Below are 18,458 nucleotides of genomic sequence, written 5' to 3'. Positions count from 1 at the left end.
GTCTCGGGGTTCGAAGTCGCGGCGGGCGGAAGGAACCGCTGAAAAGTCGCAGTCGACGGTCACTCGATCGGCGTGAACGACCCCGTGATGTCCCACTCGTGGATGCAGTGGGGGTTCCCGACCAGTCGCTCGCCGTCCTCCACGCGGATGCGCCAGGTTTCGGCGTCCTCGTCCCAGCGTTCGCTGCGGCCACACCGTTCGCACTTGCGCCGGCTCGGAGTTCGGAGCGCTGTGCCCATACACGGCCCAACGTCGCGGAGGTATATAACGTTATCAGCCGGAAGCTCGGCCGTGTTGCGGATCTAACTGGACGGACGATCGAAAATAGCCGCGCTTGCCATCGACACCCGCACTAACTGGATCGAACACGTCTCGTCGGCCCCCGCCGTCGGCTACCGGTCGGGGTCGCCCGACGCCGTCCCGACGAGGCCGAGCGCCCGCCCCGTCGCCGGAACCGACTCCACGGCGAGCGCGTCGCTGTCGTACTCCACGATCCCGTACTCGTTCAGCTTCGGCAGGTGAACGTGTGCGAGCGACGCGCGGACGGCCGGTAGCTCCTCCGTGCCGTCCGCGAGCTGGCCGGCCAGGGTCTCGACCCGGAGCGCGTCGTCCGCGGCGTCGACCCGTTCGAGGATCCGTCGTCGCGCGGGCTCCGCGAGCGCGTCGAACAGTTCCCCGATCCGGTCCAACTCGCCGTCGCCCCCGTCCGTCTCCGAACGGCTGTGGTCGACTTCCATCGACGTATCGTAGGCGGGATCGACTGATGCTCGGATCGGCTCGATTTCGAACGGGTTTATATCCCCTCCCGCTCCTCGGCGCCGGCGACCCCCTCGAACGCCTCCCGAAGGACGGTCTCGTGCCCCCGGCGCAGGCGCTTCGAGACGGCGTTGGTCGAGACTCCGAGTTCCTCGGCGAGGTCGTCGGTCGTCACCCGCCGCGGGACCTCGAAGTAGCCGCGGTCGAGCGCGAGTTCGAGCGTCTCCCGCTGCTCGTCCGTCAGCCGCTGCTCCGCTGGGTCGCTCGACCCCTCGGCTTCGTACAGGCGGAGCAGTTCGAAGCCGAGGTCGTACGTCGCGCAGATGTCGTGGAACTCGGAGAGCGAGTCGTGGTCCGGAAAGAGGATCCGGACGTGCCACACGCCGTCGGTGGCGACCGCGCTCAGGATGGACGCCTCCGCGTCCCGGAGCGCGTACACCAGGGGTTCCACGTTCGCCGACCACTCCGCGCGGTAGAACCGGCCGTCGCCGTCCTCGTCGAGCACGCGGACGTCGTCGACGGTCGGGTCGGTCGTCAGCGTCTCGTGAAACCCCTCTATCTCGTCGCCGGTGGCCCAGTAAAACGGCGTCACGCGGTCGGCCGTGTCGGCCACGATCCGCTCGACCTCCACGGTGACGTCCGGGTACTTCGACACGGCCCGCCCGAGCACGAACTCCGAGGCGGGATGACTGAACTCCGCGATGATCGGCATTGAGCGCGTTACGCGTCGGAGCTACCTAACGTGTCGCTCCTGTCAGTTGAACGACGTGTCGCCGACCTGGCCGACGTCAGCGTAGCCGTCGTACCGGTCGAACGTGTCGGGGTCGTGGCCGTAGATGACGTTCGGGTCGGATTCGTCGACGACCTCCCGGATCCGGGGGACGGCGACGTCCGCCCAGTCGGCGTGGTCCCAGTTCGCGCCCGGCTGGACCGCGTCGGGGAACACGTTGCCCTCGCGGAACGCCGCGTCCCCGACGAGGAAGAGCGGTTCGTCGAGTTCGGTGAACAGCAGTCCAGTCATGCCGGGCGCGTGGCCGGGGAGGTGGATCCACTCGACCCCGGGAACGACCTGGCCGCGATCGCCCGACAGGGGCCGCCAGTCGAGGTCGTGGTCGTAGTCCGCGGGCACGTACGCGCCACGGGCCTGTGGCTCCCGAACGACGTTCGCGGCGTAGAACGCCCACTCCAGTTCCTCGCGGTGTGCGTACACCGGCACGTCGCTCCCGGCGAACAGGCGGAGGTTGCCCGCGTGGTCGTTGTGGAGGTGCGTCTGGACGACGGCGTCCACGTCCCCCGGTGCGAGCCCGATCTGTTCGAGCCGGTTCTCGAACAGGTGTTCGTCGTCGCCCGTCCACGACACCGTCTCCCGCAGCCACTCGGGCCAGTACCCGTCCATTCCGTCGGGGTGGCCGCCCGTGTCGACGACGACGGTGTTCGCGTCGTCCTCGTACACGAGCGAGAACGACGGGATCCGTATCCGATCTACCGTCGGCGACGGGTTCGACCGCGTCGCCAGGTCCGTCATCGGGTAGTGAAACCGTTCGTCCACTTCGAGGTAGCCGTGGTCGAGGAGATGAATCCGTGGCACGGTTCGCGGGTCGACGCCGCCGGCGATATAGTTTTGGCATGTTACTGAGTCGCACACGCGTCGAACCGAACGGCGGGACGCTCCCCGGTAGCCGGGCGGTCCGCCCGCCCGGAGGTTTATGTCCCATTCCGGGGCCAGCCCCGCCGTGACCTGAAACGGTCGCGCGGTGCCGGTCCGGGCGGGAGCACGGCGCGCCGCACCGCGTCCGTCCCACGCGCCGTCTGTTCGCTCCGCTCGACCTGCTGGTCCGATCAAGCCGCTCCGGCGAGCGGTTGGGGTTCGTTTGGACGGGTTTGTCACAAACCCCTTTTGTCCGCCGTGAAAGGGTTCACTCGGGGAAAACGGGGCGACTCCGGGGCCGACGGGGACGGGGAGTTCGCGGCGTCCGTCCGCGGTCGGGGGTACGCGGGGTTCCGCGGGCACGGGACGCCGGGAGACGCCATCTGCGGGCCGACGGAACGACGATTCGGGCACGAACGAGAGGCACCCACCGCCCACGCCGGGGACGGGTATTCAGTTCCGGCGACGGGTGGACCACGACCGGTTTTCCGGCCGTCGCGGCTACTCGAAGTCCGGGAGGTCGTCGGGCGCGCTGTACTCGGCCTCCCAGTCGACGTACTCCTGTTTCAGCGTCTCGCTGACGACCTGTCCCAGTTCGGTCAGCCCCGCGTTGATCGACGAGACGGTACCCCAGGAGTCGAGTTCGGGGTGGTACTCCCGTTCGCGCCAGTCCTCGGGGATCCCGGGGGCGTGGTAGCCGACCCTGTCGGCGAAGTCGTCCCAGAAGAAGTCGAACTCCCGGAACAGTTCGAGGTCGGTCGCGACCTCGAACTCCGCCTCGTCCATGTCGGACTGGGCGGCCCACTCGTCGAAGGCGTCCTCCCACGCGCCCTGTTTGAGAAACGCCTCCAGGTCGTCGCGGTGGTAGTCGCTCTGCCCCTCGACGCTGGCGTCGTCGTACGACTCGGGGTCCGTCTCCTGCAGTTCCGGCGGCATCGGTGCGTCCGCTTCGAGAGCCATGGCACGGTCTACGCCGCGCCGGGGAATAAGCGTTCTCAGGCGTCGAGTCCTTCGACGGCCTCGCGGCGGCGGCGCTTTCCCTCCTCGCTGTCGACGACGAGGTCCGGCACGGGGGAGGGGTCGCCGGACTCGTCGATCCCGACGTAGACGAAGTACGATTCGGTGGTCGGTTCCCGCTCCCGGGTCCGGGGGTTCTCGCGGAACGCGCGCAGGTGGACGTGGACGCTCGTCTCCCCCGCGTCGTACACGTACGCCTCGATCACCGCGGTGTCGCCGACGAGGATCGGCCGGCGGAAGTCCATCTCGTTGACCCGGGCGGTGACGCAGGCCTTCCCCGCGAAGCGCATGGCCGACATCGCCCCCACCTCGTCCATCCACTTCATCACGTTCCCGCCGTGGACGGTATCGAGGTTGTTCGCGTGGTTGGGCTGGACCATCTCGCGGTTCTCGATGTACGTCTCCATCAGGCTCGGCATGCCCGACCCTTTCCCGGGCGGCTGAAAGAACGTGGCGTTCCGCTCCGATGCGGGTTCGAGCGCGGCGTTCCGCGCTCCGACAACGGTAAAAGCCGTGCCCGAATAGCGAACGGCATGACTGACGAAGCGGAGTCGTCGTCCTCCCTCCGGTCGTCGTCCCCGCCCTCGGGCGACGGCCGGGTCACGGTCGTCGGGACGGCGCACGTCTCCGCCGACAGCGTCGAGGAAGTGGAGCGGACCGTCGAGACGGAACGGCCCGACGTGGTCGCGGTCGAACTCGACGAGGGGCGCTACCAGCAGATGAAAGGCGAGGGCACGGGACAGGACATCGAGGCCCGCGACCTCCTCCGGGGCAACACGGTGTTCCAGTTCCTCGCCTACTGGATGCTCTCCTACGTCCAGACGCGGCTCGGCGACCGGTTCGACATCGAACCGGGCGCGGACATGAAAGCCGCCATCGACACGGCCGAGGACTTGGGCCTCGGCGTCGCGCTGGTCGACCGGGACATCCAGGTGACGATCCAGCGCTTCTGGGCGCGGATGACGTTCGTGGAGAAGCTGAAGATGGTCGGCAGCCTCTTTCTGGGGCTGTTCGGGTTCGGGTCCGAACCGGAGGAGGAGTTCTCGATGGACGACATCACCGACGCCGACGTCGTCACCGCGATGATAGAGGAGTTCCGCCGGTTCAGCCCCGGCGGCGCGGAGGCGCTCATCGACGAGCGCGACGCGTTCATCGCCCACAGGCTGATCGGGCTCCGCGAGCAGGGGTACCACGTCGTCGCCGTCGTCGGCGCGGGCCACCGCGAGGGGATCGAGCGCTACCTCGAAAACCCCTCGTCGCTCCCGCCGATGGAGAGCCTCGTCGGGACGGAGTCGGGGTCGCGGTTCTCCCCGTTCAAACTGCTTGGCTACCTCTTTACCCTCGGGTTCCTGGCCTTCTTCTTCCTGCTCGTCATGGCCGGGGTCAACGACGCGTTCCTGCTGAAGCTGTTCGTCGCCTGGTTCCTGTTCAACGGCTTCTTCGCGTTCACGCTGGCGAAGCTGGCCGGCGCGCGCTGGACCAGCGCGGGCGTCGGCGGCGCGGTCGCGTGGCTCACCAGCGTCAACCCGCTGCTCGCCCCGGGCTGGTTCGCCGGCTACGTCGAACTCCGGCACACGGCCGTCGACATCGGCGACGTCGGCCGGCTGAACGAGATCCTGAACGACGAGGAGAGTCCCATCCGGGACCTGCTCGGCCGGATGTTCGACGTGCCGCTGTTCCGGCTCATCATGGTCGTCGCGCTGACGAACATCGGGAGCATGATCGCCAGCTTCCTGTTTCCCTTCACGGTCCTGCCGTGGCTGGCCCCGGAGATCGGCGGCGTCAGCGGGATCATGAGCGAACTGATCGCCGGCGCGGAAAACAGCGCGGAGTTGCTGTGGGGGCTCGTGACCTGATGCGTTTTTCCGGCCGCGAACTGGTCGACCTGGCGGCGGCGTGGGTCGCGCTGGGGGCGGCGTTCTCGATATTCTTCGTCCGGGGCCTCGCCGTCGGCGACGTGGTGGCCTTTCTGCCCGCGAGCCTGGCGACCGTCGGCGTCGCGTTCCTGCTGCACGAACTGGCACACAAAGTCGTCGCCGTGCGGTTCGGTCAGGTCGCGGAGTTCCGGGCGGACTACGGGATGCTGTTCGTCGCCGTGATGAGCGCGCTCGCCGGGTTCATCTTCGCCGCGCCGGGCGCGGTCCACCACCGCGGCCGGATCACGCCCCGCGAGAACGGCATCATCTCGCTAGCCGGGCCGGTGACGAACCTCCTGCTGATGGTGCCGTTCGGCGCGCTGGTCGTCTCGGGCGTCGATCCGGCGGTCGGCGGCTACACCGTCGGCACGCTCGGCGTCGGGGTCAACGGCTTCCTCGCCGCGTTCAACATGATCCCGTACGGGCCACTGGACGGCAAGACGGTGCTGCGCTGGAACAAGGCGGTCTACCTGGCCGTCTTCCTGCCGAGCGCCGCGTTCGTCGTCTGGCTGTTCCTCGGGACGCCTGGGTTCTGACCGGCCGATCACTCGGGGACTGGTTCCGTCCTGCGGCCGATGTATTCACCGGCTACCCACCGGAAATCATACCACGGGGCGCGTGGTACGACGGGACGTGAACCGGCGAACCCTCCTCGCTACGCTCGGACTGGGCGCGAGCGGTCTCACGGCTGGCTGTGCGAGTTCCCTCGGACCGGACGGCTCCGAGACGCAGGACGACGTGGGGATAACCGCGCGCAACTACGGCGACGACGCCGTCACGCTGGACGTGTTCTTCACGGACGACGACCGGGACACCCTGTTCTCGACGCGGTACGAACTGGCGGGCGACACGACGAACGAAGCCCACGGCTTCGACGGGGACCCGGCCTACGTGTACGTCGTCGTCGAGGAGTCGCGGACCGAAATCACCGCCCTCGACGGGTCCGACTGCACCGACGCGGACGCCGTCGACGCGTGGGTCGTCTACGGTGAGGACGGGACGGTCTCCGTGGACCTCCTCTGTCCGGGCGGGTGAGCGGACGGGCCCCCGCCCGGCCGCCCGCAGTCACTTCGCCGTCACCCACGCCAGGAAGGCCAGCGCGACGAACTGGAGCGCTCGCAGCGTGACGACGGCGGTCTGGACGCCGGGGTCGCCGGAGTACAGCATCTTCGTGCTGAAGAAGAAGTAGATGGCGGCGGCGTTCTCCAGCAGCATGACGCTCCCGAAGGCGATAAGCCCCAGTATCAGCGGCGTGCGGAAGGTGCGGTAGTTCCGGACCCAGACGGCCGTCAGGCCGCCGAGCAGGAGGATGTTGACGCCGGCGAGTACGCTCGCGGCCATGATCTCGGTGCCCATCGCCATGGTCAGACGTGCTCCAGTATCTCCTCGAACTCCTCGCGGTGGTGTTCGAACCGGTCGGTCAGGAAGTACAGCTTCCCGTAGTCGTTGCCGCCCGTCTCGACGACGTCGTGTTCGGTGAGCATCTCAAGGTGGTGCCGGACGGTGTTGTAGTCCACGTCCATCGCCTCGGCGATCTGGTTCGCGTTCCGTGGGCGCTCCGAGAGGACGCGGACGATCCGCGCCCGGTTCTCGCCGCCGCGCGTGCCGGCGAAGAGATACCAGAGCGCCTGTTCCATCTCCGTCCCCCACCCTCACGCCGACGCCACAAAGCTTCACCGCTCCGCCTCGACGGTGCGGGACACCCAGCCGGTCGCGCCGCTGGGGTAGGCGTCGGTCTCCTCGCGGGGCTGGACGGTGCCGTCGCTCTCGACGGCCCGGACGACCACCTCGTGCGTGCCGTCGGCCGCGAACTCGTGGGCCCACATCCGCCACACGTCGTCGCCCGGGAGCGTCGGCGACAGCGTCGCCTCGCTCCACGTGTCGCCGCCGTCGGTCGACACCTCCACGGCCGAGACGCCGCGGGTGCCGGCGTACGCGTGGCCGCCGACCCGGACGGTCCCGTCGTCGCGCTCGTCGACCGACCCGATCTTCGCGACCGTCTCGACGGGGCCGGTGCCGTGCCAGCCGCGCTCCTCCCAGTAGCCCTCGGCGTCCCGGTCCAGCACCTCGATCTCCGTGATCCACTTGACGTTGATCTCGCCCCAGTGGCCGGGGATCAGCACGCGGACGGGGTGGCCGTGTCCCTTCGGCAGTTCCGTGCCGTTCATGCCGTACGCGAGGAAGCCGTTGCGGAGGGCCGCCAGCGGGAAGACCTGATAGTAGTCGTCGGCGGCGCGCAGGCGGACGCACTCGCAGCCGCCCCCCGGCCCCGCCTCCTCGACGAGGTCGGCGAGCGGCGTCCCGGTCCAGAGCGCGTTGTCCATCTTGTTCCCGTTCAGCGGGTCGCTGACGCAGCGGAGCGTGACGAAGCGGTGTTCGGTCGACATGTCGCGCAGCCCCTCGAAGTCGACGGTCACCTCCTCCTCGACTTCGCCGGTGACCGTCAGCGACCAATCGTCCTTCCGGACGGTCGGGTCGAAGTTGCTGTAGTCGACCTCGTAGAACGAGTCGCTCACCAGCCCGCCGGTGCCGGCGAGGTCGAGCGACCGCTCGTCGGCCGTCGAGAGCAGCGTCTCCGTCTCCGCCGCCTCGTCCAGCGGTTCGGGGTCGATGCTTCCCCCGCGCTGGGTGCCGAGCACCGTGCTTGCCCCCGCCAGGCCCAGCAGGCCGCCGACCGAGCCGAGCAGGGTGCGCCGCCGCTTCGAGACGGTCGTCGGCGCGCCCGTCGCGCGGGCGGTGACCGGAACGAGCGCGGTCGGCACCGCGGCGGCCAGCGCTGGCAGCGGCCCCACCCCGAGCAGCGTCGACGCGCCGCCGCCAAGCACCGCGGCGACGGCGACGCCGGCACCGAGGCTGTCCGTCCGGCGGTCGACCGCGACGCCGGCCAGCCCGAACAGGGCGAACAGCGCCGTGGCGGCGACGACCGCCGTCGCCAGCAGCGTCGGCGCGGCCAGGTCCCGGAGGTCGCTCCGCACGAACTCCACGACCGGTTCGGGGGCGGTGTCCCGAATCACCGCCTCGACGGCCGCGCCGACGAACGCCGTCGGGTCGCCCGCGGCGGCGAACGACGCGGCGACGGCCGCCAGCCCGCCCGCCGCTGCCAGCCCGAGTTCGGGCGCGTTCCCGCGGATCCCCGCCCGGATGCGCGCGGCGCTCATCGGAATCTCGCGTACCCGAGCGCGGCGGCGAGTGCGAGGACCACCGCGACGACGCCGAACCCGTCGAGCGAACCGCCATCGCTGTCGTTTTCGTCCATGTCCTCCCCTTCGGACTCGCCGTCCATATCGTCGTCGCCCATGCCGTCGCTCATCTCGGTCGTCCCGTTCATCCCGTCGTCCATCTCGGTCGTCCCGTTCATCCCGTCGTCCATGCCGTCGCTATCGTTCATCCCGTCGCTGTCGTTCATGCCGTCCCCCATCGCCGTCGTCTCGTCCATGCCGCCGTCGTTCATTCCGTCGTCCATGCCGGTCGTCCCGTTCATCCCGTCGCCGTCCATGCCGCCGCCGTCGGTCGTCGTCACGGGGGCTCCGACCGACGGGGAGCCGTCCGCGGCGACGAGCCCCGCGGCGGGGACCGCGACGAGTGCGACTGCGACCAGTGCGACCAGCGCCGTGGTGCCGAACTCTCTGTGTGTCACGTTCGGAGCGACGGCGGACCCACTAAAACCGATTTTTCAAAGGCCGACCCGACTCCGTTCGAACTGGTTCTAGAATTCCTCCCGGATCCGCGCCAGACCGGTGGCCTTTTGCTCGCGCCGGGCGGGGTCTCGCGTATGACCGACGAGGACACCGAGGGGCTGACGTACGCCGACGCCGGCGTCGACATCGCCGAGAGCGAGGCGGCGACCGCGGCGCTGCTGTCGGCGTTCGACGACGTCGAGGGCTTCGCCGGCCTGCTCGACATCGGCGACCGCTACCTGGCGCTGGCGACCGACGGCGTCGGGACGAAACTGCTCGTCGCCGAGGCGCTGGGCGACTACTCCACGGTCGGGATCGACTGCGTGGCGATGAACGTCAACGACCTCGTCGCGGCCGGGGTCGACCCCGTCGCGTTCGTCGACTACGTCGCGGTCGAGGAGCCGGTCGACGACTTCTCCGAGCAGGTCGGCGAGGGGCTCGCGGCCGGCACCGAGGAGGCCGGGATCGCCCTGCTCGGCGGCGAGACGGCGGTGATGCCCGAGGTGATCCGCGGGCTGGACCTGGCCGGCACCTGCGCGGGGCTGGCCGAGAAGGGCGACACGTTCGACGGCGAGGCCGCCCCCGGCGACGCGCTCGTCGGGTTCCCCTCCAGCGGCATCCACTCCAACGGCCTGACGCTGGCCCGCGAGGCGGTCACCCGGAACCACGACTACGACGACCCGTTCCCGCCGAACCCGGACCGCACCGTCGGCGAGGAACTGCTCGAACCGACCCGCATCTACGCGGACCTGCTCGGCGACCTCAGGAACCACGACGCGCACGCGGCCGCCCACGTCACCGGCGGCGGCTGGACGAACCTCGAACGGATGGGCGACTACCGGTACGATATCACCGACCCCCACCCCGCCCAGCCCGTGTTCGAGTTCGTCCAGCGGGAGGGCGACGTCTCCGACGCCGAGATGCACCGCACGTTCAACATGGGCACCGGGTTCGTCGCCGCCGTCCCCGCCGACGAGGCCGACGCGCTGGCGGCCGCGACCGACGGAAAAGCAATCGGCGAGGTCCGCGAGGGCGACGGCGTCGCCGTCCGCGGGCTGTCGCTCTAAACGCTCCGCAGGACGACCTCGTCGTCGTCGACCCGCGCCACCTGGTCCTCGTCGACCGCGTAGGCGTCTTCCTCGCCGCCCCAGCCGAGCCGCGTCTTGATCCGGTCGGCGATGCCGGCCTGCGGGTTGACCAGCACGGCTCCGGGCTCGACGCCCGCCACGACGCCGACCTCGGTGCCGCGGTCGTCGACCACGCGCTTGCCGACGTCGTCCTCCGTGAGTTCGACCCCGGTCGGCCCGCCCGCGGCGCGGTCGCCGGGGACCGCGTCGGCGGGCGCCGTCGCCTCCGCCGGGTCGCCGGGCCGCCGCCGTGCGTGCTCGGGGACCGCGGACTCCGAGACGACGTCGTGTTCGAGCTCCTCGCTGTAGATGGTCTCGGTCCCAAGGTGCTCGTCGTCGACGAGCGAGTACGTGAGGCGGCGCTCGTCGGCGACCTCCTCCTCGACCGTCGACCGCTCGACGAACGTCGTCTCGATGACGTCGCCCTCCAGCAGGCGGCTCTCTATCGCGTCCGTGTCGACGACCTCCTCGCCGACGCGCCCGCTCGCGACGATGTCCGACTTGAGCAGGTTCCGCTGGACGTTCTCCACGTCGACCGACGTCTCTATCTCGTCCGTCTCCACGGCCTCGCCCTGCATCAGTTCGCTGTCGACCACCTCGCTCTCGACGACCTTCCGCTCGAACCGCTCGCGGGTCTCGTCGCGGGTCTCGATGACCTCGACCTCGACCGTCTCGTCGTCGACGAACGTGGTGTCGACCACCTCGCGGTCGACCACCTCGCTCTCCAGGACGTCGCTGGCGATGAGTTCGCTGTCGACCACCTCGCTTTCCAGCACGTCGGTCTCGACGACTTCCGTCTCGACGACGGTCGTCTCGGTGATCTCCGTCGTCACCGACTCCCCCTCCATCAGGGCCTCCTCGACGGCCTCGCTCTCGATGGCGGCCCGCTCCGCCGCGTCCGCGCGGCGCACGAGTTCGTACTCCTCCCCCTCGTCGCGGTAGATGAACACGAGTTCGTCGTCGGTCATCGTCTCCCCGAGGCGCTCCCACTCCACCTGCTCGTGGTCCTCCGGGGCGTCGTCGTGCCGGTAGAAGCCGACGTCGTCGCTCCCCCCGTCGCGCCGCCGGTACGGTCGCATGTCGCGCTGTTCGCCCCACTTCCGGATCCGGTCCGGGTCGCGGGTGATGTTCCACTCGTCGCCGGTGTTGCGTTCGTCGCTCATTCTCCCCACCCGTCGGAGAGAACCGCACGAACGTACTTAGCCGTAGGGCCGCCTGTCGGTTTCCGGGGCTGTTCGCGGAACCGACGGGTGACGCTGCGGGGAACGATGCGGCCGTTGCGGAATAGAGGTCGCTGCAGCGAGTCAGGAGAGCCGCGCCGCGAGGTCGGCCTCGGTGACGATGCCGACCGTCTCGCCGTCCTCGGTGACCATGACGGCCTTGTAGTGGTCCAGCAGGCTGCTGATCTCGTCCAGCGTCGCGCTCTTGGAGACGGTGGGGAACGACTCGCTCATGTACTCGCGGACGGGTTCGCCGCGGGCCTCCTCGTCGGCGTGGACGAGGTCGCTCTGGCTGATGCTCCCGACCGGGATCCCCTCCTGGATCACCGGCAGTTGCGAGTACGCCTCCTCTTCCATCTTCCGGACGGCGTCCCGGAGTTCGTCGTCCGGGGAGACGTTGATCACCGTCTCGTGCATCAGGTCCTCGGCGCGGACGATGCCGCCCTCCGCGGCCTCCAAGGCGTTGACGATCCGCCGGAGCGTCGACAGCCGCGGGTCGACGTCGCCGCCCTCGATGCGCGCGATCAGCGGCTGGGAGACGTCGGCCCGCTCCGCGAGCTCGCTCTGGGTCAGCCCCAGTTCGTTCCGCCGCTCCCGCAGGTCCGCCGGCGTGGGTAAGTCCATACCGGGGAATTACCTTCGGTTATGAGATAAAGCTTCGGTCATTCCCCGTCGAGTTCGTCCTCGTTCTCGTACTCGATCGTCTCGACGACCGAGAGGGGGACGTCCCGGAGCGCGCCGCCGACTTCGCTTTTCGCGATGCGCTGGGCGTGCTCCTGGCTGTCGGCGTTGAACACCTTCATCTCGAGCACCAGCCCCACGAGGGCCGTGTCGGCCGCGATGAACGCCGAGTCGAACGGCTCGCCGCACGCGGGACACCCCGTCGCGCCGACGTCGACCTCCACGTAGTCCATGTCCTGCTCGTTCAGTCGCTTGCCGGCTTCGCTGACGGCGACGCCGATGGCGTCGTCGACCGCTTCCACGTCACGGACCAACCATGCGGCTTCCATCACGACGAGATAGTTACTCATAGGTAGCCCTGCGGCCCGGAGGGTTTCCCCCTTTTCGGTTTCGCGCCCGCACGGCGCGACCGGCCGCCCGCCTCAGTCGGCGTCCGCCGGCGCGATCCGGTACCGGCCGCTCCGCGAGACCGTGACCTCGTAGCCGGCGTGGGTGAACGACACCGTCAGCCGCCCCGGGTCGTCGGCCGCCTCCGCGGGGGTCGCCAGCACCGCGTTCAGGCCGCTCGGGTCGATGGAGTCGTAGAGCCGACTGTCCAGCCGCGTCGGGTCCCGACCCTCGATGGTCGCTATCGCCTCGACGATGGCCGTGGCCGGGGTCGCGTCGTCGTCGACCGTCCCCCTGAACACGTCGCCCGCCCCGTTCCCTCCCATCCGTCTCACCTCCGAGAACCGTGCGGCCGCGCCCGTCGGCACTGTGACCACGGGCGCGGCGATGGCCGGCGGCCGGGGCACTGCGCGGTCCTCCGGCTACCGGCCGCGGCGCTATGAACGTTTGTGATCGATCCGCCGAGCGGTTCCGCGCGGCGACGGCCGTCGGCGTTCGGGGCGTCCCGGCGGCCGCGCACGTCAACGGGATAATGCCCATAACTTATGAGAATCAGCGGCGTTGGCCCGTCGACACGTAGGGGTCGCCCGGCCGGAACGCGCCCGCAGATGCGTCCAGTACAACTACAGTTGAACCGCACGACTGCGTCGGGGTCGGAAGGCGATGAAAGATGGTTACCGACCCGTCGCGTGGGGAAGGCTTATATACGACCCCCGGTTGGGGTGGGCTGAAGTCCAATGATACAACGGGTGTATCGGGGAACGCTACTCGCCCTGTACCAGATCAGCCTCGCGGTCGGCATCCTCCTGATGCCGCTCGCGCTCGTCGCCAACCGCGCGGGAGTCACGCTCCCGATTCACAGACTCATCGACCGCCTCGACAGCGCCTACGAGGGCGTGAAGGAGCCGTAAGCGGCCGACGGCGGCGCGCGCGGCGAGCGGCCGACGCCGCGTCCGAACGTTGTCCTTTTTATGCGTCCGGGGAGTACCCTCCGGCAATGCGTACGCCCATGCACGAGTCCGAGTTCTCGCGGAACCGGGAGCGCCTCGCGGGGAACCACACGGGCCCCTTCGAGGCCGAGGTCGGACAGGTCCCGACGAACGACCTGTCCGCTGAGGACCTGGACAACGTAAACAAGACGGGGACGACGACGGTCGGCCTGGTCACCGCGGACGGCGTGGTGATCGCGACGGACATGCGCGCCAGTCTGGGCGGGCGGTTCGTCTCGAACAAGAACGTCCAGAAGGTCGAACAGATCCACGACACGGCCGCACTCACCCTCGTGGGGTCGGTCGGCGGTGCGCAGTCGTTCATCAAGAGCCTGCGGGCTGAGGCGAACCTCTACGAGGCGCGCCGTGGCGAGTCGATGAGCATCAACGCGCTGGCGACGCTGGCAGGCAACTTCGCGCGGGGCGGTCCGTTCTTCGCGATCAACCCCATTCTGGGCGGCGTCGACGAGGAGGGCCACCACGTCTACAGCATCGACCCCGCCGGCGGCGTCATGGCCGACGACTACACCGTCACCGGCTCGGGCATGCAACTGGCCTACGGCGTCCTCGAACAGGAGTACGAAGAGGGCCTCTCGAACGAGGAAGCCAAGACCGTCGCCGCCCGCGCCGTCAAGAGCGCCGCCGAGCGCGACACCGGCTCCGGTAACGGCGTGTTCCTCGCCGAAATCACCGACGAGGGCGTCGACATCCACGGCCACTCCGACTTCGACGAGGTCCTGTAGACGACCCGCGGCCGCGGGCCGCGCGCAACCGTCGACGCATAGATTGATTGTCGACCGCTCGGTACGTCCCTCGCAGAGCCGTGCGAGGGGACATTCCGGAGTTGGGCAGGGTCGGCCGGTCGCGCCCGGCGGTGCTTTCGGGGCTGGCTGCCAGTTCCGTGTTCTGGCGAACCCTGCCGGAGGTCCCGGCGAGGCGCGTCGCCGGCGTCCTCGAACTCCTCCTCGACGGGCTGGCAGGGGTCGTGCTCGCGGGTGCGGTCACCGTCACGCTCGGCGACCTCGACGCGTTCGGCGTCCTCTGTCAGACGGCGTTCTACGGGTGCGCGGTTTACCAGTTCCTGCCCCGCGTCCTGCCGACTGACGGGCTTGGTGGCGAGCTGTTCGACCGACCAAGCTACCGCGCGTTCGCGACGGCCGCCGCCCTGGTCGTCGGGGTCCCCCTCTCCGGGAGCGTCCCCGTCCTGTTCTCGACGTCGCCGCTCGCCGTCCTCGACGCCGCGCTGCCGGCCGCAGTCCCAGCCCAGTTCTCCACCGCCGCGCTGCTGGGCGCGTTCTTCCTCGCCTTCGGCGTCGCCTGCGTCGGAACGGGGCTCTACGTCTACTTCGGCTGGTGGCGTACCGCCGGGTTCGACGACCGCGTCGAACTGTTCGACCAGCTTTCCTCCCGGCGGCTGACCGACGAAGACGTGACCGACGCGCGGGAGCGATACGAACGCGGCGGGGTCGACTACCACGTCACCGCCTTCTTCGTGCTGTTCGGGGTGGCCGCACAGGTCGCGGTCACGCTCGTCTTCCTCGGCTTCCTGTCGGCGTTTCTCGCGATGCTGTTCCCGCTGACGGAGCTGCTCCTGCTGACAGCGGGGGCGGCGTCGGTCGCCGCTGACCGGCTCGGGGACCGCACCCCCCGGCTCGCCGCCGTCGTCGAGAGGGCCGCGGCGCGCAAGGGCGACCTCGAAGCGCGGTTTCTGGCGCTGCTCGCGTACCGCCGCCTGTCGCGGCAGGGCGACGGCGTCGTCCTCTACCTGATCGCCGCGGTGCTGTGTCAGGTCCTCCTCGTCCTGTTCTCCATGGTTGCCGTGGTCGCGCTGCTGTACGGCGTCCTCGTCAACCTCGGCGAGATACGCGCGCCGGGGTGGAACACGGCGGTGCTGGCGTGGGACGCCGTCGGGATCCTGCTCTGTGCTGCTCTCCCGGGGTTCTACGGGCTCTGGTACTGGGCGCGACAGGCGGCGCGGGTCCCGGCGTATCTGGAGCACTGGGAGCGGACGCGTCCGGAGACGGTCGACCTCTCGACGCTCCGCGACCGCCCGCCGGAGGTGACCCGCCCGGTCGGTAACCTGCTCGTCCCCTCGCTGGCGTTCGTCCCGCTGGCCGCCGTCACCGCGACCGGAAGCGGCGCGCTCTCGCCGACGAACCGGGTGGTGTTCGGCCTCGCGTGGCCCGCGGTCCTCGGCGTCGTCGCGTTCGCGGTGCGCGAGACGCTCCGCCGCCCCCCGCAACCGCCCCACACCGACGGCACCGCGATCCAGGTGGCGTTCGCCGTCGAACTGACCTGGCTGTGGCTGCTGTTCGGCGGCGTACTGCTCCCGGGCGGCGCGGTCCTCGTCACCCTCGAAGAGCTCGCTGGCCTGCTCGCGGCCGCGACGCTCTTCCTCGTCTTCGCGGACTTCCGGGTGTACACCGACCGCCTCAAGCGCACCGTGCCGTGGCTCCGGGCCACGGGGGACTACTTCAGCGCCCTCCGAATGGCGTTTCTGGCCGCCGTCGTGCTCGCCGCCGCGACCGTGATCGACCGCCTGGCGAGCGCACCCCTGATAGAGCCGATACTGGTCGTAACCGGCGGGCTGCTCCTCCTCCTAGCGCTGACCAACGCGGTTACGGTCTGGTACGAGGCGCGGGAGTCGAGCGGGACGTAGCGCGGCCAACCCCGTCTGCCGGGGTTTTTCACCGAGAGCGCCGAACGGGGGCGTATGAAGACGATCAAGGACAGCGTCCACGACCACATCACGGTCGACGGCGTGGCGCGCGACCTGCTGGACACCCCCGCCGTCCAGCGGCTCCGCCGGGTCAAGCAGCTCGGCACGGTGTCTTTGGTGTACCCCTCCGCGAACCACACCCGGTTCGAACACAGCGTCGGCGTCTACCACCTCGCCTGCGAGGCGCTGGACCAGCTGGGCGTCTCCGGCGACCGTGCCGCCCGGGTCGAGGCCGCCGCCCTCCTGCACGACGTGGGCCACAGCCCGTACAGCCACAACGTCGAGGAACTGCTCCACCGGCGGACGGGCAAGTACCACGACGACGTCCACGACCTGATCGCCGGCGGCGCTGTCGGGGAGATCCTCCGCGACCACGACATCTCGCCGGACGCGGTCGCGGACCTGGTCGCCGGGGACGGCCGGTTCGGTCAGATCGTCTCGGGCGAACTGGACGTCGACCGGATGGACTACCTCGTCCGGGACGCCCACCACACCGGCGTCCCCTACGGCACCATCGACCACGGGCGGCTGATCCGCGAACTCACCTTCGAGGGCGGCGAACTCGTGCTCGCGGAGGGGAACGTCCAGTCGGCCGAGAGCCTGCTCGTCGCGCGGGCGCTGATGAACCCGACCGTCTACAGCCACCACGTCGCCCGGATCAGCAAGTCGATGCTCCGGCGCGGCACCGAGCGCCTGCTGGACGAGGCCGGCTACGACGCCGGGACCGTCCGCCGGATGGACGACCCCGGGTTGCTGTCGGCGCTCAGGCGGGAGCCCGAGACGGCGGCCGTCGCCGAACGGCTCTGCAACCGCGACCTGTTCAAGCGCGCGCTGTGGGTCGAACTGGAGGACGTCCCCGAGAGCGTCATCGCGGCGAACCACGACGTGATCCGCGAGTGCGAGCGCGAGATCGCGGCCGCCGCCGGCCTTGGCCGGGAGGACGTGGTGCTCGACGTCCCCGAACGCCCGGAGATGACCGAGAGCTCGACCCGCGTCGTCGTCAGCGGCGAGGTCCGCCGGCTGGACCAGCAGTCGCCGCTGGTCGAGGCGCTGCGGGCGGCCCAGCGGTCGCAGTGGCGGCTCGGCGTGTACGCGCCGGCGGACAAGACCGACCGCGTCGGCCGCGCCGCCGTCGAGACGCTGGGGCTGGACCTCGACGGCGCGCTCGTCAACGAGCGTCGCAGCGGGTGGAACGCCCGGCTGGACGAGTTCGCCGACCGCTGACGAGGCGGGGCACTCATTACGCAGTCCCCACAACGCCCGGGCATGGAGATAGAGGGAACGATCCTCCGGGGGCGCGAGTTCGACCCCGTCGAGGGCCGGGTCGTCGTCGAGGACGGTGAGATCGCCGCCGTCGAGGAGGCGGCGGTCGAGAGCGAGGCCGTCGTCTGTCCCGCCTTCGTCAACGCCCACACGCACCTGGGGGACTCGATAGCCAAGGAGGCTGGCCGCGGCCTCTCGCTGGAGGAACTGGTCGCGCCGCCGGACGGCCTGAAACACCGCCTGCTCCGCCAGGCGGACCGCGACGAACTGGTCGAGGGGATGCGGCGCTCGCTGCGGTTCATGGAGTCGACCGGCACGGCCGCGACCGTCGAGTTCCGCGAGGGCGGCGTCGAGGGCGTCTACGCCATCGAGGAGGCCGCCGAGGGGCTGGGGATCGACCCGGTCGTGCTGGGCCGGGAGACGGTCGACGCGATGGCCGCCGCCGACGGGTTCGGCGCGAGCGGCGCGAACGACGCCCACTTCGAGCACGAACGCAGAGAGACCCGCGAGGCCGGCAAACTGTTCGGCATCCACGCCGGCGAGGTCGACGAGAGCGACATCAACCCCGCGATGGACCTGGACCCGGACTTCCTCGTCCACATGGTCCACCCCGAGCCGATCCACCTGGAGCGGCTGGCCGACACCGGGATCCCGGTCGTCCTCTGCCCGCGGTCGAACCTCGTCACCGACGTGGGCGTGCCGCCGGCCGAAAAGCTGGCCGAGCGCACGACGCTGGCGCTCGGGACGGACAACGTGATGACGAACAGCCCGTCGATGTTCCGCGAGATGGAGTTCGCCGCGAAGCTGTTCGACCTCCAGGCCCCGGAGGTCCTCCGGATGGCGACGCTCAACGGAGCGGAGATTGCCGGGCTGAACTGCGGGCTGATCGAACCCGGCCGGGACGCCAAACTGCTCGTGCTGGACGGCGACTCGGACAACCTCGCGGGCGGCCGGGACCCGGTCCGGGCCGTCGTCCGGCGGGCCGGGGCGAGCGACGTGGAGCGCGTCGTCCTGTAGCGCCGGCCCGGGACCGCGGAGGGTTTTTATCACCCCCTCGC

At 70.0% G+C, this 18,458-nt stretch carries 23 protein-coding genes; 9 read left to right on the top strand and 14 right to left on the bottom strand.

All coding sequences use genetic code 11. The annotated features are described in order from the left end of the window. Positions 1 to 59 precede the first annotated feature (59 nt). From EYW40_RS15040 to EYW40_RS15015, 6 genes are all read right to left on the bottom strand, one after another. The gene (locus EYW40_RS15040) at positions 60 to 239 is read right to left on the bottom strand and encodes an HEWD family protein (RefSeq protein WP_135822481.1); all 180 of its coding nucleotides are present in this window, start codon (positions 237 to 239) and stop codon (positions 60 to 62) included. Positions 240 to 392: 153 nt separating this feature from the next. Next, positions 393 to 737, bottom strand: a complete 345-nt coding sequence (locus EYW40_RS15035; RefSeq protein ID WP_135822480.1) for a DUF7344 domain-containing protein — start codon at positions 735 to 737, stop codon at positions 393 to 395. 56 nt (positions 738 to 793) lie between these two features. Further along, positions 794 to 1,468, bottom strand: coding sequence for a helix-turn-helix domain-containing protein (locus EYW40_RS15030; RefSeq protein ID WP_135822479.1), 675 nt, complete (start codon positions 1,466 to 1,468; stop codon positions 794 to 796). A gap of 42 nt (positions 1,469 to 1,510) precedes the next feature. Beyond that, positions 1,511 to 2,344 carry an N-acyl homoserine lactonase family protein gene (locus tag EYW40_RS15025; protein ID WP_135822478.1) on the bottom strand — a complete coding sequence of 278 codons (834 nt, stop codon included), beginning with the start codon at positions 2,342 to 2,344 and terminating at the stop codon, positions 1,511 to 1,513. 561 nt (positions 2,345 to 2,905) lie between these two features. Then, positions 2,906 to 3,364, bottom strand: a complete 459-nt coding sequence (locus EYW40_RS15020; RefSeq protein ID WP_135822477.1) for a DUF7992 family protein — start codon at positions 3,362 to 3,364, stop codon at positions 2,906 to 2,908. Positions 3,365 to 3,399: 35 nt separating this feature from the next. Further along, positions 3,400 to 3,840, bottom strand: coding sequence for an acyl-CoA thioesterase (locus tag EYW40_RS15015; protein WP_135822476.1), 441 nt, complete (start codon positions 3,838 to 3,840; stop codon positions 3,400 to 3,402). Between the two features lie 114 nt (positions 3,841 to 3,954). On the opposite strand from EYW40_RS15015, the gene EYW40_RS15010 reads away from it, so the two are divergent. The 3 genes from EYW40_RS15010 (at position 3,955) to EYW40_RS15000 (ending at position 6,372) form a co-directional block, all read left to right on the top strand. Then, positions 3,955 to 5,277: a TraB/GumN family protein gene (locus tag EYW40_RS15010; protein WP_135822475.1), complete on the top strand. Its 1,323-nt coding sequence runs from the start codon at positions 3,955 to 3,957 to the stop codon at positions 5,275 to 5,277. Next, positions 5,277 to 5,873, top strand: coding sequence for a zinc metalloprotease (locus EYW40_RS15005; protein ID WP_135822474.1), 597 nt, complete (start codon positions 5,277 to 5,279; stop codon positions 5,871 to 5,873). Before EYW40_RS15010 ends, EYW40_RS15005 begins: the two co-directional genes overlap by 1 nt. A gap of 97 nt (positions 5,874 to 5,970) precedes the next feature. After that, a complete protein-coding gene (locus tag EYW40_RS15000; RefSeq protein WP_135822473.1) occupies positions 5,971 to 6,372 on the top strand; it encodes a hypothetical protein in 402 nt (133 codons plus the stop codon). Positions 6,373 to 6,402: 30 nt separating this feature from the next. On the opposite strand, the gene EYW40_RS14995 is transcribed toward EYW40_RS15000, so the two are convergent. Genes EYW40_RS14995 through EYW40_RS14980 form a run of 4 tightly spaced genes read right to left on the bottom strand, consistent with a single transcriptional unit; the run spans position 6,403 to position 8,974 of the window. Further along, complete coding sequence (locus tag EYW40_RS14995; RefSeq protein WP_135822472.1) at positions 6,403 to 6,699, bottom strand: DUF8036 family membrane protein; 297 nt, start codon at positions 6,697 to 6,699, stop codon at positions 6,403 to 6,405. A gap of 2 nt (positions 6,700 to 6,701) precedes the next feature. Further along, positions 6,702 to 6,974, bottom strand: coding sequence for a winged helix-turn-helix domain-containing protein (locus EYW40_RS14990; protein ID WP_135822471.1), 273 nt, complete (start codon positions 6,972 to 6,974; stop codon positions 6,702 to 6,704). A 36-nt stretch (positions 6,975 to 7,010) separates the two neighbouring features. After that, complete coding sequence (locus EYW40_RS14985; protein ID WP_135822470.1) at positions 7,011 to 8,495, bottom strand: molybdopterin-dependent oxidoreductase; 1,485 nt, start codon at positions 8,493 to 8,495, stop codon at positions 7,011 to 7,013. After that, positions 8,492 to 8,974, bottom strand: a complete 483-nt coding sequence (locus tag EYW40_RS14980) for a hypothetical protein (protein ID WP_135822469.1) — start codon at positions 8,972 to 8,974, stop codon at positions 8,492 to 8,494. Before EYW40_RS14980 ends, EYW40_RS14985 begins: the two co-directional genes overlap by 4 nt. Positions 8,975 to 9,109: 135 nt before the next feature. Here EYW40_RS14980 and purM point away from each other — a divergent pair, with 135 nt between their 5' ends. Beyond that, positions 9,110 to 10,081: a phosphoribosylformylglycinamidine cyclo-ligase gene (gene purM, locus EYW40_RS14975; RefSeq protein WP_135822468.1), complete on the top strand. Its 972-nt coding sequence runs from the start codon at positions 9,110 to 9,112 to the stop codon at positions 10,079 to 10,081. Here the strand turns inward: purM and EYW40_RS14970 are convergent. The 4 genes from EYW40_RS14970 to EYW40_RS14955 form a co-directional block, all read right to left on the bottom strand. Further along, a complete protein-coding gene (locus tag EYW40_RS14970; protein ID WP_135822467.1) occupies positions 10,078 to 11,304 on the bottom strand; it encodes a hypothetical protein in 1,227 nt (408 codons plus the stop codon). The two genes, purM and EYW40_RS14970, sit on opposite strands and share 4 nt — an antisense overlap. 141 nt (positions 11,305 to 11,445) lie before the next feature. After that, positions 11,446 to 11,985 carry a CBS domain-containing protein gene (locus EYW40_RS14965; RefSeq protein WP_135822466.1) on the bottom strand — a complete coding sequence of 180 codons (540 nt, stop codon included), beginning with the start codon at positions 11,983 to 11,985 and terminating at the stop codon, positions 11,446 to 11,448. A gap of 38 nt (positions 11,986 to 12,023) precedes the next feature. Beyond that, positions 12,024 to 12,392, bottom strand: coding sequence for a DUF555 domain-containing protein (locus EYW40_RS14960; protein WP_135822465.1), 369 nt, complete (start codon positions 12,390 to 12,392; stop codon positions 12,024 to 12,026). Positions 12,393 to 12,464: 72 nt separating this feature from the next. Continuing rightward, positions 12,465 to 12,755: a HalOD1 output domain-containing protein gene (locus tag EYW40_RS14955; protein WP_135822464.1), complete on the bottom strand. Its 291-nt coding sequence runs from the start codon at positions 12,753 to 12,755 to the stop codon at positions 12,465 to 12,467. A 411-nt stretch (positions 12,756 to 13,166) separates the two neighbouring features. Here EYW40_RS14955 and EYW40_RS20055 point away from each other — a divergent pair, with 411 nt between their 5' ends. The 5 genes from EYW40_RS20055 (at position 13,167) to EYW40_RS14935 (ending at position 18,417) form a co-directional block, all read left to right on the top strand. Then, the gene (locus EYW40_RS20055) at positions 13,167 to 13,340 is read left to right on the top strand and encodes a hypothetical protein (protein ID WP_202614565.1); all 174 of its coding nucleotides are present in this window, start codon (positions 13,167 to 13,169) and stop codon (positions 13,338 to 13,340) included. Positions 13,341 to 13,426: 86 nt separating this feature from the next. After that, the gene (gene psmB, locus EYW40_RS14950; RefSeq protein WP_135822463.1) at positions 13,427 to 14,161 is read left to right on the top strand and encodes an archaeal proteasome endopeptidase complex subunit beta; all 735 of its coding nucleotides are present in this window, start codon (positions 13,427 to 13,429) and stop codon (positions 14,159 to 14,161) included. A 158-nt stretch (positions 14,162 to 14,319) separates the two neighbouring features. Next, the gene (locus EYW40_RS14945) at positions 14,320 to 16,077 is read left to right on the top strand and encodes a hypothetical protein (protein ID WP_135822462.1); all 1,758 of its coding nucleotides are present in this window, start codon (positions 14,320 to 14,322) and stop codon (positions 16,075 to 16,077) included. A gap of 54 nt (positions 16,078 to 16,131) precedes the next feature. Continuing rightward, positions 16,132 to 17,361: an HD domain-containing protein gene (locus EYW40_RS14940; RefSeq protein WP_135822461.1), complete on the top strand. Its 1,230-nt coding sequence runs from the start codon at positions 16,132 to 16,134 to the stop codon at positions 17,359 to 17,361. A 42-nt stretch (positions 17,362 to 17,403) separates the two neighbouring features. Further along, the gene (locus EYW40_RS14935) at positions 17,404 to 18,417 is read left to right on the top strand and encodes an amidohydrolase family protein (protein ID WP_202614564.1); all 1,014 of its coding nucleotides are present in this window, start codon (positions 17,404 to 17,406) and stop codon (positions 18,415 to 18,417) included. Positions 18,418 to 18,458 lie beyond the last annotated feature (41 nt).

It is taken from the genome of Halostella litorea (assembly GCF_004785955.1).
Taxonomy (GTDB): Archaea; Halobacteriota; Halobacteria; order Halobacteriales; family Natronoarchaeaceae; genus Halostella; species Halostella litorea.
The sequence above is the reverse complement of the archived record's forward strand: the minus strand, read 5'-3'. Positions and strand labels throughout refer to the sequence as shown.

What these genes read in the sequence shown, in the direction of transcription:
- EYW40_RS14995 (WP_135822472.1), bottom strand. Translation starts at nt 6,699, where the DNA reads ATGGCGATGGGCACCGAGATCATGGCCGCGAGCGTACTCGCCGGCGTC.
- EYW40_RS15040 (WP_135822481.1), bottom strand. Translation starts at nt 239, where the DNA reads ATGGGCACAGCGCTCCGAACTCCGAGCCGGCGCAAGTGCGAACGGTGT.
- EYW40_RS14960 (WP_135822465.1), bottom strand. Translation starts at nt 12,392, where the DNA reads ATGAGTAACTATCTCGTCGTGATGGAAGCCGCATGGTTGGTCCGTGAC.
- psmB (WP_135822463.1), top strand. Translation starts at nt 13,427, where the DNA reads ATGCGTACGCCCATGCACGAGTCCGAGTTCTCGCGGAACCGGGAGCGC.
- EYW40_RS20055 (WP_202614565.1), top strand. Translation starts at nt 13,167, where the DNA reads ATGATACAACGGGTGTATCGGGGAACGCTACTCGCCCTGTACCAGATC.
- EYW40_RS14990 (WP_135822471.1), bottom strand. Translation starts at nt 6,974, where the DNA reads ATGGAACAGGCGCTCTGGTATCTCTTCGCCGGCACGCGCGGCGGCGAG.
- EYW40_RS15035 (WP_135822480.1), bottom strand. Translation starts at nt 737, where the DNA reads ATGGAAGTCGACCACAGCCGTTCGGAGACGGACGGGGGCGACGGCGAG.
- EYW40_RS15030 (WP_135822479.1), bottom strand. Translation starts at nt 1,468, where the DNA reads ATGCCGATCATCGCGGAGTTCAGTCATCCCGCCTCGGAGTTCGTGCTC.
- EYW40_RS14985 (WP_135822470.1), bottom strand. Translation starts at nt 8,495, where the DNA reads ATGAGCGCCGCGCGCATCCGGGCGGGGATCCGCGGGAACGCGCCCGAA.
- EYW40_RS14935 (WP_202614564.1), top strand. Translation starts at nt 17,404, where the DNA reads ATGGAGATAGAGGGAACGATCCTCCGGGGGCGCGAGTTCGACCCCGTC.
- EYW40_RS14955 (WP_135822464.1), bottom strand. Translation starts at nt 12,755, where the DNA reads ATGGGAGGGAACGGGGCGGGCGACGTGTTCAGGGGGACGGTCGACGAC.
- EYW40_RS14940 (WP_135822461.1), top strand. Translation starts at nt 16,132, where the DNA reads ATGAAGACGATCAAGGACAGCGTCCACGACCACATCACGGTCGACGGC.
- EYW40_RS14970 (WP_135822467.1), bottom strand. Translation starts at nt 11,304, where the DNA reads ATGAGCGACGAACGCAACACCGGCGACGAGTGGAACATCACCCGCGAC.
- EYW40_RS14965 (WP_135822466.1), bottom strand. Translation starts at nt 11,985, where the DNA reads ATGGACTTACCCACGCCGGCGGACCTGCGGGAGCGGCGGAACGAACTG.
- EYW40_RS15005 (WP_135822474.1), top strand. Translation starts at nt 5,277, where the DNA reads ATGCGTTTTTCCGGCCGCGAACTGGTCGACCTGGCGGCGGCGTGGGTC.
- EYW40_RS15010 (WP_135822475.1), top strand. Translation starts at nt 3,955, where the DNA reads ATGACTGACGAAGCGGAGTCGTCGTCCTCCCTCCGGTCGTCGTCCCCG.
- EYW40_RS15015 (WP_135822476.1), bottom strand. Translation starts at nt 3,840, where the DNA reads ATGCCGAGCCTGATGGAGACGTACATCGAGAACCGCGAGATGGTCCAG.
- EYW40_RS15020 (WP_135822477.1), bottom strand. Translation starts at nt 3,364, where the DNA reads ATGGCTCTCGAAGCGGACGCACCGATGCCGCCGGAACTGCAGGAGACG.
- purM (WP_135822468.1), top strand. Translation starts at nt 9,110, where the DNA reads ATGACCGACGAGGACACCGAGGGGCTGACGTACGCCGACGCCGGCGTC.